General features: G+C 70.1%; 16 protein-coding genes. 3 read left to right on the forward strand and 13 right to left on the reverse strand.

Going from position 1 to position 16,002, the window contains the following annotated elements:
- Positions 1 to 15: 15 nt before the first annotated feature.
- The 3 genes from ACFZDL_RS19010 to ACFZDL_RS19020 are packed head-to-tail and all read right to left on the reverse strand — an operon-like array spanning position 16 to position 3,256.
- Positions 16 to 792, reverse strand: a complete 777-nt coding sequence (locus ACFZDL_RS19010) for an ABC transporter permease subunit (protein ID WP_353588265.1) — start codon at positions 790 to 792, stop codon at positions 16 to 18.
- Positions 789 to 2,324 (reverse strand): ABC transporter permease subunit, encoded by a 1,536-nt coding sequence (locus ACFZDL_RS19015; protein WP_353588263.1) that lies wholly within the window; start codon positions 2,322 to 2,324, stop codon positions 789 to 791. Before ACFZDL_RS19015 ends, ACFZDL_RS19010 begins: the two co-directional genes overlap by 4 nt.
- Positions 2,321 to 3,256, reverse strand: a complete 936-nt coding sequence (locus tag ACFZDL_RS19020; protein WP_353588261.1) for an ATP-binding cassette domain-containing protein — start codon at positions 3,254 to 3,256, stop codon at positions 2,321 to 2,323. The genes ACFZDL_RS19015 and ACFZDL_RS19020 overlap by 4 nt, the downstream gene beginning before the upstream one ends.
- Positions 3,257 to 3,437: 181 nt before the next feature.
- Here ACFZDL_RS19020 and ACFZDL_RS19025 point away from each other — a divergent pair, with 181 nt between their 5' ends.
- Together ACFZDL_RS19025 and ACFZDL_RS19030 are read left to right on the forward strand one after the other, a co-directional pair.
- Positions 3,438 to 4,100 (forward strand): response regulator transcription factor, encoded by a 663-nt coding sequence (locus ACFZDL_RS19025; RefSeq protein WP_353588259.1) that lies wholly within the window; start codon positions 3,438 to 3,440, stop codon positions 4,098 to 4,100.
- Positions 4,097 to 5,290: a HAMP domain-containing sensor histidine kinase gene (locus tag ACFZDL_RS19030; RefSeq protein ID WP_353588257.1), complete on the forward strand. Its 1,194-nt coding sequence runs from the start codon at positions 4,097 to 4,099 to the stop codon at positions 5,288 to 5,290. The genes ACFZDL_RS19025 and ACFZDL_RS19030 overlap by 4 nt, the downstream gene beginning before the upstream one ends.
- A 559-nt stretch (positions 5,291 to 5,849) precedes the next feature.
- Here ACFZDL_RS19030 and ACFZDL_RS19035 read toward each other — a convergent pair.
- A complete protein-coding gene (locus tag ACFZDL_RS19035; RefSeq protein WP_353588255.1) occupies positions 5,850 to 6,101 on the reverse strand; it encodes a hypothetical protein in 252 nt (83 codons plus the stop codon).
- Positions 6,098 to 6,478, reverse strand: a complete 381-nt coding sequence (locus ACFZDL_RS19040; RefSeq protein WP_353588253.1) for a hypothetical protein — start codon at positions 6,476 to 6,478, stop codon at positions 6,098 to 6,100. Before ACFZDL_RS19040 ends, ACFZDL_RS19035 begins: the two co-directional genes overlap by 4 nt.
- Before the next feature lie 453 nt (positions 6,479 to 6,931).
- Here ACFZDL_RS19040 and ACFZDL_RS19045 point away from each other — a divergent pair, with 453 nt between their 5' ends.
- Positions 6,932 to 7,534 (forward strand): XRE family transcriptional regulator, encoded by a 603-nt coding sequence (locus tag ACFZDL_RS19045; RefSeq protein ID WP_353588929.1) that lies wholly within the window; start codon positions 6,932 to 6,934, stop codon positions 7,532 to 7,534.
- Between the two features lie 340 nt (positions 7,535 to 7,874).
- Here the strand turns inward: ACFZDL_RS19045 and ACFZDL_RS19050 are convergent, their stop codons facing one another.
- The 8 genes from ACFZDL_RS19050 to ACFZDL_RS19085 form a co-directional block, all read right to left on the reverse strand.
- Positions 7,875 to 8,024 (reverse strand): hypothetical protein, encoded by a 150-nt coding sequence (locus ACFZDL_RS19050; protein ID WP_353588251.1) that lies wholly within the window; start codon positions 8,022 to 8,024, stop codon positions 7,875 to 7,877.
- 207 nt (positions 8,025 to 8,231) lie between these two features.
- Positions 8,232 to 10,217, reverse strand: a complete 1,986-nt coding sequence (locus ACFZDL_RS19055; RefSeq protein WP_353588249.1) for a SpoIIE family protein phosphatase — start codon at positions 10,215 to 10,217, stop codon at positions 8,232 to 8,234.
- Between the two features lie 319 nt (positions 10,218 to 10,536).
- Positions 10,537 to 10,758 carry a SpoIIE family protein phosphatase gene (locus ACFZDL_RS19060; protein ID WP_353588247.1) on the reverse strand — a complete coding sequence of 74 codons (222 nt, stop codon included), beginning with the start codon at positions 10,756 to 10,758 and terminating at the stop codon, positions 10,537 to 10,539.
- Positions 10,758 to 11,501, reverse strand: coding sequence for a PP2C family protein-serine/threonine phosphatase (locus ACFZDL_RS19065; protein ID WP_353588245.1), 744 nt, complete (start codon positions 11,499 to 11,501; stop codon positions 10,758 to 10,760). The genes ACFZDL_RS19060 and ACFZDL_RS19065 overlap by 1 nt, the downstream gene beginning before the upstream one ends.
- Before the next feature lie 46 nt (positions 11,502 to 11,547).
- Positions 11,548 to 11,955 carry a peptidase inhibitor family I36 protein gene (locus ACFZDL_RS19070; protein ID WP_353588243.1) on the reverse strand — a complete coding sequence of 136 codons (408 nt, stop codon included), beginning with the start codon at positions 11,953 to 11,955 and terminating at the stop codon, positions 11,548 to 11,550.
- 83 nt (positions 11,956 to 12,038) lie between these two features.
- The gene (locus ACFZDL_RS19075) at positions 12,039 to 13,262 is read right to left on the reverse strand and encodes an acyltransferase (RefSeq protein WP_353588241.1); all 1,224 of its coding nucleotides are present in this window, start codon (positions 13,260 to 13,262) and stop codon (positions 12,039 to 12,041) included.
- Between the two features lie 138 nt (positions 13,263 to 13,400).
- Positions 13,401 to 14,825, reverse strand: a complete 1,425-nt coding sequence (locus ACFZDL_RS19080) for a polysialyltransferase family glycosyltransferase (RefSeq protein WP_353588239.1) — start codon at positions 14,823 to 14,825, stop codon at positions 13,401 to 13,403.
- Complete coding sequence (locus tag ACFZDL_RS19085) at positions 14,825 to 15,799, reverse strand: glycosyltransferase (protein WP_353588237.1); 975 nt, start codon at positions 15,797 to 15,799, stop codon at positions 14,825 to 14,827. Before ACFZDL_RS19085 ends, ACFZDL_RS19080 begins: the two co-directional genes overlap by 1 nt.
- Positions 15,800 to 16,002 lie beyond the last annotated feature (203 nt).

A 16,002-nucleotide genomic window follows, 5' to 3' on the forward strand; every position in this document is an offset into this window, starting at 1 on the left:
GCCTCGCCCGGCCGGCTACGCGTCGCGTCCGCGCAGCAGCAGGCCGCCGGCCACGAGCGCGGCGGCGGCCCACCCGGCGGTGACGCCAAGACCGGCCCAGGGGCTGACGGGCAGGCTGTCGAGATCGGTGGTGGCCTGGACGGCGAGCCCGGCGCTCATCGGCCCGATCCGCTGGAGCAGGCGGTGCCAGTGCGGATCGCCGACCACCTGGGAGAGGACGGGGAGGAGGTAGAGCAGGCCGAGGACGACCCCGATGGCGGCCGCGGAGTCCCGCACGACGGCGGCGATGCCGAGGCTGAGCAGGGCGATCAGGATCAGGTAGAGGATCGACCCGGCGGCCGCGCGGAGCGTGGGCCCGTCGGCCAGGGACAGGGCCGGGTGGCCGTGGGCGGCTGTGAAGCCGTGGCGGGGCAGGATGAGCCGCCCGGCAGCCAGCGACCCGAGAACCGCAATGGTCCCGGCCGCGGCCACGACGCCCGCGAGCGTGATGGCCTTGGCCGCGAGGACGGTGGCCCGGTGCGGCATCGCCGCGAGGGTGGTGCGGATCATGCCCGAGCCGTACTCGCCGCTGATGACCAGCACGGCCAGGACGGCGGCCGGCGCCTGGCCGAGCGCGACGCCAAGGAGGCTGACCCTGGTCATGTCGCCGCCGCAGCCCGCGGACTCGCAGGTCGGCACCGAGACCGCCCCGGCGCTCAGGGCCACTGTCGCCGCGATCATGCCGAGCAGCAGCCACAGAGGGCCGGCGACGGTCCGTATCTTCGTCCATTCCGCGTGCAGGGCCCCTCTCATGCGTCCCTCCTGCGGAGAAGGACGGCTGCTACGGCCAGACTCACCGCCGCGTAGCCGGCCAGGACGCAGAACCCGGCCCACGGCGCCAGCGGGTAATAGCCGTTGCACGGCGCATAGTTGCTCGTGACCTGGTGGTACGGCGTGAGCGTCTGCTGGACGGCGAAGGCCGCGGCCGGTGTCACCCGGGTCAGCCAGTTGGACACGCTCGCGGGCATGAACGGGGTGGCGGTCAGGATGTAGGGCAGCACGATGGCCACGACGACGGTGGTGACCGCGCCGGCACCGTGCCGGAAAACGGTGCCGACGGCGAGGGCCAGGATCGCGGCGGTCGCGAGCAGCGCCGCGGTCCCGAGCTCCACCCGTAGCTCGGTTGACGTCGTCATCGGGAAGACGTACACGCCGTTGGCCCGGGAGAGCCGCTCGCCGAGCGGAACCGCCACGGCCGCTCCCGCCAGCCCGGCGACGAAGGTGACGGCCCCCAGCACCATCGCCTTGGCCAGCAGCACCCGGCCCCGTTTCGGGCCGGCGGTCAGGGTCACATGGATCAGGTCGTTCCGGTATTCCGTGGTGATGAACAGCGCCCCCACGACGATCACCGCGATCAGCGCGGCGAACGTGCCGGTGAGCAGGTCTCCGAAGGTGCCGCCGGTCGGCAGGGTTTCGCGAACGGCGGGCGCCATGTCGCCTGCGCCGGTCACCGTGAAGCGGCCGTCGGATTCCGTCGACGAACCCGAGGTGTTCTCCGGGTAGCCGGCGAAGCTGGGGGACTCGGGCCCCACCTGATCGCCCCTCCAGCCACCACCGGCCCAGCGCCCCTGGACACGAAGGTCCTCGAAGACGGCCGTCGACACGCTGCCGCTCGTGCCCATGCCCTCCACGGCAGGCGGAGACGCGACGAACAGCCCGCCGTGCGCGGTCGGTCCGAGCCCCCGCACGCGCACGGTGCCCACCTTGGTCCAGTGCGTGCCGTCGGCGGAGGCATAGCCGGTGACCGCGTCGCCCGAGCGCTCCAGCCGCAGCCGGCGGACGGACGCGGCGGAGACGGGGCCGGGGCCGGGGGGACCGGCCGTGTCGTTGACGTAGTTGTCCTGCATCCGCACGCCGTGGCTGCCGGTGACCATGATCGCCGCGTAGGGCGACCCCTGGCGGGTGCTCTGCTTGATGACGATCCCGGCCTTCGCCCATGGAACGGTGCCGGGCCGCAGATCACCGGGGCCCTTGGGGATGCTGCTCCTGAGCGCGGAAACGGAGACGGTGATGCTGCCGTTTCCGGCCAGCGGCCGGTGCACGAAGTAGAAGCTGTCGGTGACCGGCTCACCGCCCGGTCCGACCGGAACGGGCGGTGAGCCCTTCTGATCGCTGCTGACCCCGGCGAGCAGGGCGATCAGCACCACCATCAGGGCTGCCGCCACCACACCGGTCACCCAGCCGGGGACCGTCCGGAACTTGGTCCACTCCGCGTGCAGCGACTGGACGAAGCCGTCCCGCCCGGCCCGCCGCCCGGACCGGTACGGCGTGACGGTGGGGGTCACCGCGACACCTCCCGCGGCTCCGCGGCGCGGAACTCGACCGCGTCGCGGGTGAGCTCCATGTAGACCTCCTCCAGCGTGGCGCGGTGCGCCGACACCTCGGAGAACGGCACCGCGCCGGCGCCGAGCAGCCTCACGATCCGGTCCGCGTCGAGGCCGCAGACGGCAAGGGTGTCGCGGCCGGTGACCGCCACGGTCGCGCCGGCACGCTCGAGCACGCTCATCGCGTGCGTCCCGGCGGTGGTACGCACGGCCACCCGGTCCCCGGACGCGGCCGCGATCAGGTCGGCCACGCCGGCGTCGGCGATGGCCCTGCCGCGCCCGACCACGACGAGGTGGTCGGCGGTGTCCTGCACCTCGCTCATCAGATGGCTGGACACCAGGACGGCGCGGCCCTGAGCGGCCAGCGACCGCAGGAAGCCACGCATCCATACGATGCCTTCCGGGTCCATCCCGTTGAACGGCTCATCGAGCATGACGATCGGCGGGTCGCCCAGCAGGGCCGCGGCGATCCCGAGCCGCTGCCGCATGCCGAGCGAGTAGCCACCGACCTTGCGCCGGGCCGCCGGGACCAGGCCGACCTGCTCGATCACCTGGTCCACCCGCCGTGCGGCCAGGCCCTGTGAATGCGCCAGCCACAGCAGGTGGTTACGCCCGCTGCGGCCGGCGTGCGGCGCCGCCGCGTCCAGCAGCGAACCGACGTGGCTCAGCGGGTGCCGAAGGCCTCGGTACGGCTTCCCGCCGATGAGCGCCGTGCCCGCGTCGACCGCGTCAAGGCCGAGGATCACCCGCATCGTGGTGGACTTCCCGGCCCCGTTCGGTCCCACGAAGCCGGTCACCAGCCCCGGACGGACGGTGAAGGACATGCCATCGAGGGCTCGGACCGCCCCGTACCGCTTGCGCAGCCCGGCGACGACAATCTCTGCGGCGCTCATCGCGATGAGCAGCCGGTTCGGTGTGAACTCATGCCGGCTGTTGTACCGACTGCCCGGTTCCCGCCCGGTCGCAGCCGCTGCGACCTGGCTGCGACCTGCGACCTGGCATCGTTGGGCACATGGCACCCCACACCGACGGCCCGCCCCGCCGACTGGCCCGCACGACAGGCGGTGAACCGCGTTGAGGGTCCTGGTGGCCGAGGACTTCGAGGTGCTGGCCCGCTCGATCGGCACCGGGCTGCGCCGCGAGGGCATGGCCGTCGATGTCGTGCTGGACGGGACCAACGCCCTCGCCCGCCTGGCCGTCACCCGCTACGAGGTGGTGATCCTCGACCGGGACCTGCCCGGCGTCCACGGGGACGAGATCTGCCGGCGGCTCGCCAACGACCGCTCCGAGACCCGCGTGCTGATGCTCACTGCCTCCGGCACGGTCGAGGACCGTGTCCACGGGCTCAGCCTCGGCGCGGACGACTACCTGCCCAAGCCGTTCGCCTTCGCCGAACTGGTCGCCCGCGTCCGGGCCCTGGCCCGCCGGGCCACCCCGCCACTTCCGCCCACCCTCTCCTGCGGGGACATCACCCTCGACCCGGCCCGCCGGGCGGCGTTCCGCGCCGGCCGGCGCCTCGAGCTCAGCCCGAAGGAGTTCGCGCTCCTCGAATGCCTGCTCGCCTCACCCGGCCTGGTCCTGCCCGCCGAGGAACTGCTCGAACGCGTCTGGGACGAAGCGGCCGACCCCTTCACCTCCGCGGTCAAGCACACCATGCACCGGCTGCGAGCCAAACTCGGCGACCCACCGGTGATCGAGACCATCCGCGAAGGCGGCTACCGGATCGGGCCACCATGACCACCCCCCAGCCGCTCCCCAGACGGTCCCTGCAGACCCGGCTCGCGCTCCTCTACGCCGCGGGCATCTACGCCGCCGGGGCGGTGGTCGCCGCCGTCGTCACCCTGCCCCTGGTCGGCATCCAGTCAACCGCTCCCGTCCCCGGCTCACAGCCGGGCGGGATCACCGGCACCGGGGAGGGGAACACCGGCACGGGGGGCACGATCACCGGCACCGGAGAAGGGATCGGCCCGCACCAGCTCCTCCTCGGCTCCGCCGTCGCGCTCGCCCTCCTCGTCCCCCTCGCCCTCGCCGGCGGCTGGTTCGTCGCCGGCCGCTTCCTGCGGCCCCTGCGGGCCATCACCACCACCGCCGGGCACATCTCAGCCGGAAACCTCCACCACCGCCTCGACCTCGGCGAACCCGCCGACGAACTGACCGAACTCGGTCACATCCTCGACGACCTCTTCGCCCGCCTCCAAGCCTCCTTCGACGCCCAACGCCACTTCGTCGCCAACGCCTCCCACGAGCTGCGCACCCCCCTCGCCGGCCTGCGCACCCTCCTCGAAGTCGCCCTCGCCGACCCCGACGCCGACGCCGACACCCTGCGCTCGGTCTGCCAGGAGGCCCTCGCCCTCGGCGAACACCAGGAACGGCTCGTCGAGGCGCTGCTCGCCCTGGCCACCAGCGAACGCGGCGTCACCCGCCGCGACACCCTCGACCTCGCCCATGTCGTCCAAGGAGTGCTCGCCTCCCGCCGCGACCGGGCAGCAGAAAAAGGCATCGACCTCGCCGAACACCTCACGCCCGCGGTGACGGCCGGGGACCCGGGACTGATCGAAAGCCTCGTCGCCAACCTCATCGACAACGCCATCCGCCACAACCACCCGCACGGGCACGTGCAGATCACCACGCGTACCTCCGGCACGCGGGCAACCCTGACCATCACCAACACCGGCCCGGTCATCCCCGCCCACCAGATCCAGCGCCTCCTCCACCCCTTCCAGAGACTGGCACCCGACCGCCACAGCCACCGCGACGGCTACGGACTCGGCCTCGCCATCGTCAACGCCGTCGCCCAGGCTCACCACGCCACCCTCACCACCGACGCACGCCCCGAAGGCGGCCTCGCCATCACGGTACGGTTCGCACACCCACCCCACCCCCAGCCCCGACATCACAGGGACAACCACGCGGAACCCGCGACCTGAACGCATATCGGGGCTCGGACGCCCGGCGGGGTGACGAGGCCGACTCCTGCATTCGCGCCGCCCTCGCCTGCAAGCCGTATGGGTGTTGCGCGCTTCGGGTCCCGTGGAAAGGAATGTGTACATTGCTGTGCTACTTCATCCGGAGTCCATGATGAGTCTGACCGGCCAGATACTTCCGCTCGTGGGCGTGGCCCTGGGGGCTGCCATGTCGTTCCTACGCCCGAAGTGCTTGCCGAGGTACGCGAGTTGGAGTCGCGCCGTTCCGCGCTGTCGGAGACGCTGGGGCTGCTCGGTGACACAGAGGCGAACACCGCGTCCAAGACACTTGACCACTGCCTGTGGCGATTGGAGTGTCTGGCTCGGGGCGTCGCCACGGAGACCGAACAGGACTGGAGTCAGGCGTATCAAGAGTTCCGGGACGCGCGGAGTCGCTACGTCGAACACGCCCGCGCCAGCCTCGGTGTGTCGGGGGCCGTTGCCCGGGACGTCGCCTGGCCGGCCGCATGGCGTCCGGTGGCCCGATCGTCGACTTCGCGGTGACGCGTGCGGGCGGTCGTCCTCAATACCGCTGTCGGCCTCCTGGGAAGCGGACCGGTCGACGGCATTCGGGCGCGTCAGCGGGCGGGGGCTGTTCGCCCAGTGCGTAGCACAGGGCGGCGTGCAGTTGCTCCGCCTCGGCGGGGGTCAGCTCCAGTTCGGCGATGGCGCGGTGCTGGCCGCCGTGGCTGATCCGGAGTGGCAGTGCGAGCTCTCCCTCGTGCGTACGGTGCAGGCCCCGCCCGGGGACGGGTCCGATCTGCCAGTCGGTCATGACGCCCCCTCGGCGTTCATGGGGGCGGGACTCTTGCCCTGGCTGTCGCCCGGTTCATTCGGGTCGTCCGGACCGGCCGCGCATTCCTCTCCGTGCTCTGGCAGGCGCCCGCCCCGGCTCTCAGCGACCCGCAGCACCTCGCGCAGCGCCTCACACAGCCGATCCGCCAGGAACCGCAGTTCCCCCGCGCTGGCCTTGCGGTCCCCGAGCAGCGCACGGGCGTGGTCGAGGAGCTCTCTCCCCATCGACATCTGTAGCGCCTCGATCTCGTCCGCTCTGTGGCTCAGCGGGCTGTTGCCGCCGTCCGTCGCCAGATAGCACGGCTTGCCGTCTGTGCCGGACCACGGCAGCAAGCGCAACCCATTCACCGCGGTCATCGCGCCGCGCCCACGAGCATGCCGTGAATCCACTCGGGTCCCGCGTCGGGCCGTAGGGCGCAAACGGCACTCACCCATTCGAGTGCACACCGGATAGGGGCACGCATGCGATCAGCTCCTTCGCAGCTGTTGGCCGTGCCCCCGGACGTTCGCCCGTCGCGGGGGTCTTTCCGACCAAATCCTGATCCCCCGTGGCGGACGTATCGCCTGCCAAAGCAAGGACGGTTGGGGCGTATCGGCGCTACCGTTGAAAACGCCCAAACGTCCCCAGGGAAAGCCTTGAATACGGCCTTACGATCAGCTATCGAGTCCGCTGGGCTGTCACCGAGGCAGCTCGCTATCCGGGTGGGTGTCTCTGGCAAGACCGTTGAACGATGGATCGCCGACGAAGAGCTCACCCCGCACGCCAGAAACCGGATAGACACCTCTGAGGTGTTGGGAGTTGACGCAGAGATGCTGTGGCCGAAAGCTGTGAGGGACCGGCTGAAGACCGGCGGCGACCGGGAGCTCGTCCAAAGCTACGCCTACCGGTCCGCATGTCCCTCGACGGTCTGGGCCGACCTGATCGCCGGGGCGACCGACGATCTGTTCTTCGCCGGTTTCACGTCCTACTTCCTCTGGACACAGGTGCCCGCGCTTCCCGAGACGCTGCGGAGGAAGGCGGAGAGCGGTTGCCGAGTCCGCTTTCTGCTCGGCGACCCAGATGGACCGGTGGCCCGCCAACGCGAAGAGATCGAGGACGTTGCCCTGACGGTCTCCACACGTATCAAGACGACCCTGGAGCAACTGGCCAAGATAGGTGCGGTGCAGGGCCTGGAAGCGCGATTTTCCGCCAGGGCTGATGCCATGAACCACGTTTCCCTCTCGGTCTTCCGCTTTGACGACGATGCCCTCGTCACGCCACACCTGGCCAGGCTCGTCGGCCACGACTCGCCGTTGATGCATCTGCGGCGTCATGGTGACGCGGGGATGTTCTCCCGCTTCGCGGAGCATGCGGAGGAACTGTGGTCCGGTGGCGTTCCCATCCCGGAACTCTCGTCGGCTGCCTCTCGATAGCGGTCGCATGCCCCGTGCTGCGGCTCGGGTTGTTCGAGGTAGTTGTGGGGTGGGTTGGTGTAGGTGCGCCAGTGGGCCTCGGAAACGAAGCCGAGCATGGCCTGCATCACCGCGAGGGTGACCAGTTCGGCGTCGCTGAGCTTGGGTGTGATGCCTACCCGTGGACGCCACGGGGCCAGGTGCGGCGCTCTTTCAGCAGGTCGTCGGTCTTCACGTGGAGTGCGGTCGCGAGGGTGTCCAGGTCGGTCGTCACAAACTGACTCTGGACACCCTCGTCACGTGTGGGCAGCCGATTCGCCAACGGCGAGCCGGCCGTGCTGAAGCCCACCGATGCCCGCGTTCATTCACGGGCCGGCAGCCCCTTGAGGCGCGCTGTCTGCTCTTCCTGGACCCGGCGGGCCGTCTCCAGGAAGTCGATGATCACGGCAAGTTGTTCTCCGCCGTAGCGCCGGAGCGCCGACATCCCGGCCTCGCCGAGGGGACCGTACACCTCGCGCTCGGCAGCGTGGGCAGCCTCGGTGGCGGCGACCGGTCGATGGCGGTTGTCGTCGCGGCCGGGCTGAGCTTGGCCGCAGTGGTGAGCTCTCCGGCCGACATCGAGTCCTTGGCCAGGATCAGGTCCAGGCAGCGCAGGTCGGTGCGGCTGCCGGGGGACGAGGCCGACTCCTGTATTCACGCCGCGCTCGCGCCCGAAGGGTCAGCCCGTCGGTAGCTTCTGCTCACACCAGATGGTCTTTCCGACGGTGGCATGCCGGGTACCCCAGTTCTGGCTGAGCTGGGATACCAGGAGCAGGCCCCGGCCGCCCTCGTCGTAGACCCGGGCCCGGCGCAGGTGCGGCGCGGTGCTGCTGGCGTCGGAGACCTCGCATATCAGCGTGGTGTCGCGGATCAACCTCAACTGGATCGGGGAGTCGCCGTAGCGGATGGCGTTGGTGACCAGCTCGCTGACCAGTAGCTCGGTGGTGAACGTCGCATCTGCCAGTCCCCACTCGTCGAGCTGTTCGACGGCCACCTTCCGGGCGTCCTCGACAAGGGACGGGTCAGGGGGGATGTCCCAGATGGCGACCCGGTCGGAGGTGAGGGCACGGGTGCGGGCGAGGAGCAGGGCGACGTCGTCGGCGGGGCGATCGGCCACCAACCTGTGGATAACGGTGTCGCAGGCGGCATCGAGCGTTGGTGTCTGTACCGCCAGCGCGTCACGCAACGTGTCCAGGCCCTCGTCCACGTCACGCCAGCGGGATTTGACGAGGCCGTCGGAGTAGAGGGCGAGCACGCTGCCCGCGGGCAGGGTCAGCTCTGTGCTCTCGAAGGGCAGGCCGCCCAGCCCGAGCGGCGGACCAACGAACCCGGAGACACTTTCCACAGTCCCGTCGGGAGTGCTGAGGGTGGGCAGCGGATGACCGGCCGAGGCCAGTGCGCAGCGCCGGGAGACCGGGTCGTATACCGCGTACAGGCAGGTCGCTCCCAGCTCGCCGGACGCCGCGACATCGCCTTCCGCGGTGCCGACATCCTCGTCACCGGCGAGGTGGATGACCAGGTCGTCGAGATGGGTGAGGAGCTCGTCGGGCGGCAGGTCGACGTCGGCCAGGGTACGCACGGCGGTGCGCAGCCGTCCCATGGTGGCGGACGCGTTGACACCGTGGCCGACGACATCTCCGACGACGAGGGCGACCCGGCTGCCGGAGAGCGGGATCACGTCGAACCAGTCGCCACCCACGCCGGCCTGTGAGCCTGCCGGCAGATAGCGGAAGGCCACCTCCACGGCCGTCTGCCTGGGCAGATGCTGCGGCAGCAGACTTCGCTGCAGAGTGAGCGCGGTGGCCCGCTCACGGGTGTAACGACGAGCGTTGTCGGTGGCCATGGCGGATTTGGCGGCCAGCTCCTCGGCGTCGGCCAGATCCCTCACTTCGAAGGGTTCGGATCCCTCTGCTCGCCAGAAGCTGACGACCCCCAGCGGCACGCCCCGTGCCCGCAGCGGCGCTGCGATCAGAGAGTGGATGCCGTAGCCCAGCACCGGCCCGGCGTGATCCGGGACCAGAGACCGCCATGCGGTGGAGGATCGCAGGTCGGGTTCGATCATCGCCTGGCCACTACGGAGGAGGCTGCCGACCTGCGGAGCGGACACGATGGATGTGATCAGCGCGCCCTCAGGGCGGAACGGGTGGCTCTCCCGGGTGCCCGCGACTGCCACCCGGCGTAGGTCCACGCCGTCGACCGCCGGCTCCTCTCCGAGCAGGACGGACTCCGCCAGGTCCACGGTGACGAAATCCGCGAACCGGGGCACCGCTACCCGCGCCAGCTCCTGCGCGGCCCGCTTCACATCGAGGCTGGTGCCGATGGCCGTGCCGGCGTCGTGCAGAAGCTCCAGGCGGCCATGAGCCGCCTGAGTCAGCTCCCGTTGGTGGCGGCCGCGGATGGCCAGCTCCGAGACCGCGACACTGATGAGGAGCAGTAGGAGGACTGTCCAGCGGTCCTCGGCATTTGTTATGGAGATCGTGAACCATGGGCCTGTAAGGAAGAGGTCGAACCAGACGGTGGCCGAGACCGCCGCGATCAGGCCTGCGACGCGGTCCCCCTGGGCGGCCACAGCCACCACCACCGCGACCAGGACGAGAGCCGCGTTGTCGCTGGGGAAGCCCTCGAACGGCACCAGCGCCAGACAGACAAGCAAAGGTGCCATCATGGCGGACACGACCGCCCGGCTTCTCCTCAGCACGTGCACACGGCGCTCCACGTTCACTGAGATCGTCTCCTAGGTGGTGAGCCAGGAGGGTGGGTGATGTCCTGTCTCTGGGCCCTCCGGACGTCGCAGGCAGTGGTCCTTCCGAGACCGAACCGAGGTGCCACCTTCAAGCTGGTTACTCCAGCCCGCGCCGGACCGTCCCTCACCGGTTCACTACCCAGTATTGCCCGCTGGCATCACCGGAACGCGCACAGGCGGGTACAGCCGAAAGGAAACAGCCTCAACGTCCGTTTGGGCTGGTGGGGGCGCCGGGAGGGCGTCAAGCGCCCTTGGGCCACAAAGACGCCTTGATTCCTCGGCGCTGTACCACGAGCACGGCCGCGTCGTCGCTGAGGACTCCGCCGACATACTCGCTCAGGTCCTCATGCAGCCGCTCGAGCAGATCGCCGGTGGGCAGCCCCACCCACGCGCGCAGCCGCTCGGCCAGCGGGTAGTACTCGGCCTGCGGGTTTCGCGCCTCGACGAGCCCGTCCGTGCACATCAGCACCCGTCCGCCGCTGGGGGAACCTCGATGTGCTGCCATTGCCGCGGTGTGTCCGCGAGGTCGGCCAGTCCCAGCGGCAGGCCGGGCTCCTTGAACTGGGCCTCCCTCACCTCGCCATCGGCGAGTACGAACGGGGGGACGTGCCCGCAGTCGATCACTCGCAGGTCCCGTCCCAGCGTCTCCGCTACCAGAGCGGTGACGAATTCCTCTTGAGGCTCGCGGGCAGACTGGTCCTCCCACCGCAGCAGCCCCTCTTCCATGTGCTCCACGACGGTCCGCAGGTCCGGCTCCCGGTAGGCGCCCTCGCGGAATGCGGTCAGCACCGCCCCGCTCGCGCCGATCGCCGCGAGGCCCTTGCCCCGCACGTCTCCAATCACCATCCGCGTGGCGTAGGGAGTCCACAGCACCTCGTAGATGTCCCCGCCGACCATCGCTTCGCGCTCGGCCGCCTCGTGGAAGCCGTCTGCCATGACGTCGCCGGCCATCAGCGGCAACGACCGCAGCAGCAACCGCTGGGCCGCCCCTGCCGTCAGTCTCAGCCGCTTGATGCGCTCCTCGCGCTCCAGGCGGATCAGCGCCAGGTACAGCCCGCACACAACAGTGGTCAAGCGGAAACTGAGCAGCGCGGCCGCGATCAGCGGAGCGAGCATGACGAAAGGCGCCAGGCGCAGCACACTGTCCGATATGATCGCGTCCAGCGTGCTGATCAGGGCGATGTAGACCACAAGCGCGGCGAACACTGCCCACGGCGGCCTGCGCGCACGGCCCAGGCCGCCGCGGCGGCGGTCAGCCGGCTTCGCCGGGCGGGGTGCCGCAGCTCAGGCCGCCAGGGCCGTCGAACTGTACGGAGCTGAGGAAGTCGCGGTAGTCGGGGAAGAAGTTGCCCTGGCCGGCCGGGCCGGCGGAGGTGACAACGGTGCAGCCCGTGTAGTTCGCGTCGGACCAGAGATAGATGGTGGAAGAGGTCCGGTTCCAGTCCGACTTGGCCCGGTCGTTCATGCCGAGCGCCGCGAGGTCCGGCGTGCTGCCCTTCAGCTTGATCATGTCGCCGGTGCCGTCGAGTCCCGAGAACATGCAGTAGTAGCCGTCAGGACACCGGTCGTACCCGTCGGCCGCGTGGGCCGTGGAAGCCGGCAGCGCGGTGGCGGCCGCGATGGCCACCGGCACGAGCAGGGCACGCAACGTGTTCCTCATCTATTTTGCCTCCTTGGCCCCTACGGGCCCCATCGGGTGATGCGCCGAACGAACGGGACAAGACCCTAGGGCGGGGCCCGCGGCTAGCGCACCCGAACGGCCGTCAGCGACCGCTTGATGACAGGCGTGAGGCGTTGCTCCACGAAGCGGTAGAGCAGCCAGGCGAGGAACAGCATCAGCAGGATGGTCAGCACGAAGGTGCCGTACGAGGGGATGCCCAGCTTCTGGTGGAGCAGTTCGACCACCACCCAGCCCAGGTGTTCATGGACCAGGTAGAAGGGGTAGGTCAGTGCCCCCGCGAGGGTGAGCCAGCGCCAGTTGGCCCAGTGGAACTTGCCCAGGGCGATCAGGGCGACCGCCAGATAGCCGAAGGCCACGATCGCGACGATGCCGAGCGTGGAGCGGTAGGAGAAGAAGGAAGGATTCGGCGCGTGCCACAGCTCGGCCACCGCGTAGTGCTGGCCGATGAGGAAGCTGAGGCCGACGATGCCCCAGGCCAGGGCGTCATGGCCGTAGCGGTGGATCAGGTAGAGGCCCATGCCGCCGATGAAGTACGGGGCGTACTCCGGCATCAGGACCAGCTCGAGGAAGGGCTGGTTCGCGGCGTCCGCGAGGGCGGCGCCCAGGGTCCATATGGCGCAGAAGAGGATGACGCGCTGGCGGTTCGCGCCGGGGAGGACGACGAAGAGCGCGAAGAGGGCGTAGAAGCGCAGCTCCGCCCAGAGCGTCCAGCACACGCCCAGCACCCGGTCCACGCCGATGGGCTGCTGCAGCATCGTGAGATTGACCAGCGTGTCGCTGGGCGAGACCGACTTGAACGCGACCCAGGGGAGCGCGAAGACGGCGGTGATGATGAGGATCGCGGCCCAGTAGGCGGGGTAGAGCCGGGAGACGCGGGAGGCGAAGAAGGAGCGCAGGGGGCGGCCCCAGCCGCTCATGCAGATGACGAAGCCGCTGATGACGAAGAAGATCTGGACGCCGAGACAGCCGTACGCGAAGTAGGTCGAGGCGGTGGGGAACTGCTCGCGGGGGGAGCTGCCCCACGCCTGGCTGATCTCCCCGCCCCGGCCGCCGTAGTGGTACGCGGCGACCATCAGGGCGGCGAGCAGCCGCAGCCCGTCCAGCGCGCGCAGCCGTACGGGCGCGCCGCGGGAGGGGCGGGAGCCCTCGGGGGCCGAGGGCGTTTGCGGGAGCGCGGGGGGCAGGGGGCGCGCGGCGGTGGGGGATGCGGGGGACGCCGGGGGTATCGGGCCGGTGTCGTCCTGGCCCGTGGACGAGGGGGCGGGTGCGCCTGCGGTCGCGGTCACGATGCCACCTCGTTCCGCGTCGCCCCGGCACCCTCAACGCGTATTCGGTCGAGCTCTCTGCCCGTGGTCATCTGCCGTTTCCGTTCCTTCGCACTCGTCGCCTGCTCAAAGCCATCCGATGTGTCCCCCGCCCCCGGCTCACCCCGTGGCAGCGCGCTTCAGCGCCGACCGCTTGAGCGCGCGCGCCCGGCGGGCGACGCGGCGTACGGTCTCGTTGCGCGGGATGAAGGCGAGCTGCGACGGGACCGCGCCGGGCAGGGCGAGCGCCGTCAGCCGGCGGCGCTTGAAGTAGCGCCAGGTGTGGGCGTCCAGATGGGTGTTCAGATAGCGCTCGGCCGCCGGGCGCAGACCCGGGTAGATCTTGGCCTGCATGGCGAAGCCGACGGCGGTGATCAGCCCGGTCAGCTGCCGGCCGGTGCGCTCGTCCGTGGGCGGGGTCCAGGCGGCGACGGCCTTGTGGTCCTCGAGGTCGGGCAGCAGCGCGTCGACGATGGTGACGGGCACCCGGTTGCTGTTCTGGTAGGGGGTCAGCCGCTCCAGCAGCACCTCGGTGCCGATACGGGCGACCGGCAGCTCGTAGAAGACGCTCGCGGTGAGCAGCGCGGTGGAGAAGCAGCCGATGACCAGGGCCGGGGCCATCCGCTGGTACAGCACCTCGGCGAGGACGGGCGTGTCCATGACGGTCAGTTCGGCGCCCAGCTCCGCGGCCTTCTTCTCCAGCATCCGCGACCAGCGGGCCGGGGCGGTGGGGTGCGGCTTGAACACGACGCTGCGGTGGCCGAGGGCCACGGCGCCGCGCAACATCCGTACGTGCAGCTCTTCCTCTTCCTGCGGAGTGAGGATGTCGAGCGCGGAGAGGTACTGACCGAGCATCAGGGCCGGGCCCACGCCCGTGGCGATCCGCTCGCTCGCGGAGATGACGCCGCGCGGGGCGGCGTCGGCGATCTCGGCGAGCACCTTGGTGAAGACGTCGGACGGGATGACCTCCGGCTTGACGCCGAACTCGGTGAGCAGCAGCGGCCGCAGGCCGGGTACGAGGTCGAGGTGGAGGAGGCGGCGGATGCGGGTGCCGAGCAGCGGGTCGAGCTTGTTGCGGGTGGGGCCGTAGCTCATCAGCCCGTCGGCGTAGACGTCGATGGGCGCGCCCTGGAAGACACCTGCGATCGCCATGGCCGGGTTGACCTGGATGGACTCCAGGACGATCTCGATGTCGTCGTCGTCGAGGTTCCACAGCAGCCGCAGATGGCGCTCCCACAGCGGGGCGTCGTCGGAGCGCGGGGACCAGCCGCCGGGGTGGAAGGGGCTGATCGTCTCGTTCCAGGACAGGACGCGGTCGAAGCGGCCGCGCAGCCGCTCGAAGCCGGGCATGTCGTCGATGGCGGGCGTGGTCTCGGGCGTCGCCGCGTTGTTGCTGATGAGCAGCAGACGGCGGTCGGCCGGGCCAATGCGCTCCGCGTCGATGGCGGCGGCGATCGTGGCGACGCCGTACAGCGTGGAGGCAAGGAAGATCTGAGTCCGCTTGCGCTGGGTGCGGGGGCGGCGGGCGGGGACGACGGCGGACATCAGGCCGCCACCTCCGTCCCCGCACGGCGCTTGAGCCGGCGCAGCCGGGCCGCGCGCTCGTAGTCCATCGAGTCCAGCGCTTCTTTGAGTACGTCCTGTGGCATGCGCTTCAGTGCGGCCGCGGACATGGAACGCAGTTTTTTGGCCACGGTCGGCTCGAACCTTTCGATGTTGCCGAGATGGTGGGAAATGATCGCGCAATAGGTGCGCACGGCCTTCGGGAGAAGGGTGTCCGCGTCCCGGTCCCGGGCCGTTTCTTCGATTACCTGATCGAATGCGCGAATGAAGTCGAGCTGCCGTACGTCGCCGATCTGGGTCAAGGAGGACGCGACACCGCGCCGGTAGAACACCCCGAGCAGTCCGACCACCGCGAATGAGCGCGCCTCGCGGTGCAGCTTCCAGATCCAGGGGCGGTCCTCGGCGGTGCGCAGACCGTGCGTGAAGTGCAGCAGTCCCTGGTCGGCCAGGCGGCGGTGGTAGATGCCGGCCCAGGCGTAGGCGTAGTCGACCGAGGTGGAGCGGTCGGCGGGGAGGATGACGTCGCGCGGGTCCATCACGACGTTGCGCAGACCGTGCGGCACGCGGTGGATGGTGCGCGCCCGACCGGTCACCTGGACGTGGTCGGTGCGCAGGAAATCGCAGTCCAACTCCTCGATGGCGCCAAGCAGTTGCTCGTAGTAGCCGGGCGCGAGCCAGTCGTCGCCGTCGAGGAAGGTGAGGTACTCGCCGCGGGCCGCGTCAAGGCCGGTGTTGCGTGCGGTGGCGAGCCCGCCGTTCTGCTCGTGCCGGACATAGACGGCCCCCGGAAGGTCGCGCTCGGCGCGCTCCAGGATCTCCGGCGTCCCGTCGGTGGCACAGTCGTCGACGAGAATGAATTCGAAGTCGTCGCGCGCGTTGGCGCGCAGACTTCTCAGCGTATCGGGGGCATAGGTCTGCACGTTGTAGAACGGCACGATGACGGAGAGCTTAACCACTCGCGTGACGGTAGGTCGCCGTCTGGCATTCGTCTTGACGAGGGGTGTACGTAAAGGTGAACGAAGAACGTCAGGACGGTTAACCCGCCGCCTTTGTCGCCACATCCACACGGTTGACCAGGCGCTCCGATCGGCCTTCCGGCGGGTTCCCGACAGCTTCCGGACGGCTTTCCGAAGGGTGCCCGTCGGTTCCCGTCGGCCGA

The sequence above is a fragment of the Streptomyces sp. NPDC007917 genome, assembly GCF_042959105.1.
Classification (GTDB): domain Bacteria; phylum Actinomycetota; class Actinomycetes; order Streptomycetales; family Streptomycetaceae; genus Streptomyces.

What these genes read in the sequence shown, in the direction of transcription:
- ACFZDL_RS19010 (WP_353588265.1), bottom strand. Translation starts at nt 792, where the DNA reads ATGAGAGGGGCCCTGCACGCGGAATGGACGAAGATACGGACCGTCGCC.
- ACFZDL_RS19060 (WP_353588247.1), bottom strand. Translation starts at nt 10,758, where the DNA reads ATGTGCACGGACGGGCTCGTCGAGGCGCGAAACCCGCAGGCCGAGTAC.
- ACFZDL_RS19030 (WP_353588257.1), top strand. Translation starts at nt 4,097, where the DNA reads ATGACCACCCCCCAGCCGCTCCCCAGACGGTCCCTGCAGACCCGGCTC.
- ACFZDL_RS19035 (WP_353588255.1), bottom strand. Translation starts at nt 6,101, where the DNA reads ATGACCGACTGGCAGATCGGACCCGTCCCCGGGCGGGGCCTGCACCGT.
- ACFZDL_RS19040 (WP_353588253.1), bottom strand. Translation starts at nt 6,478, where the DNA reads ATGACCGCGGTGAATGGGTTGCGCTTGCTGCCGTGGTCCGGCACAGAC.
- ACFZDL_RS19070 (WP_353588243.1), bottom strand. Translation starts at nt 11,955, where the DNA reads ATGAGGAACACGTTGCGTGCCCTGCTCGTGCCGGTGGCCATCGCGGCC.
- ACFZDL_RS19045 (WP_353588929.1), top strand. Translation starts at nt 6,932, where the DNA reads ATGCTGTGGCCGAAAGCTGTGAGGGACCGGCTGAAGACCGGCGGCGAC.
- ACFZDL_RS19020 (WP_353588261.1), bottom strand. Translation starts at nt 3,256, where the DNA reads ATGAGCGCCGCAGAGATTGTCGTCGCCGGGCTGCGCAAGCGGTACGGG.
- ACFZDL_RS19080 (WP_353588239.1), bottom strand. Translation starts at nt 14,825, where the DNA reads ATGTCCGCCGTCGTCCCCGCCCGCCGCCCCCGCACCCAGCGCAAGCGG.
- ACFZDL_RS19055 (WP_353588249.1), bottom strand. Translation starts at nt 10,217, where the DNA reads ATGATGGCACCTTTGCTTGTCTGTCTGGCGCTGGTGCCGTTCGAGGGC.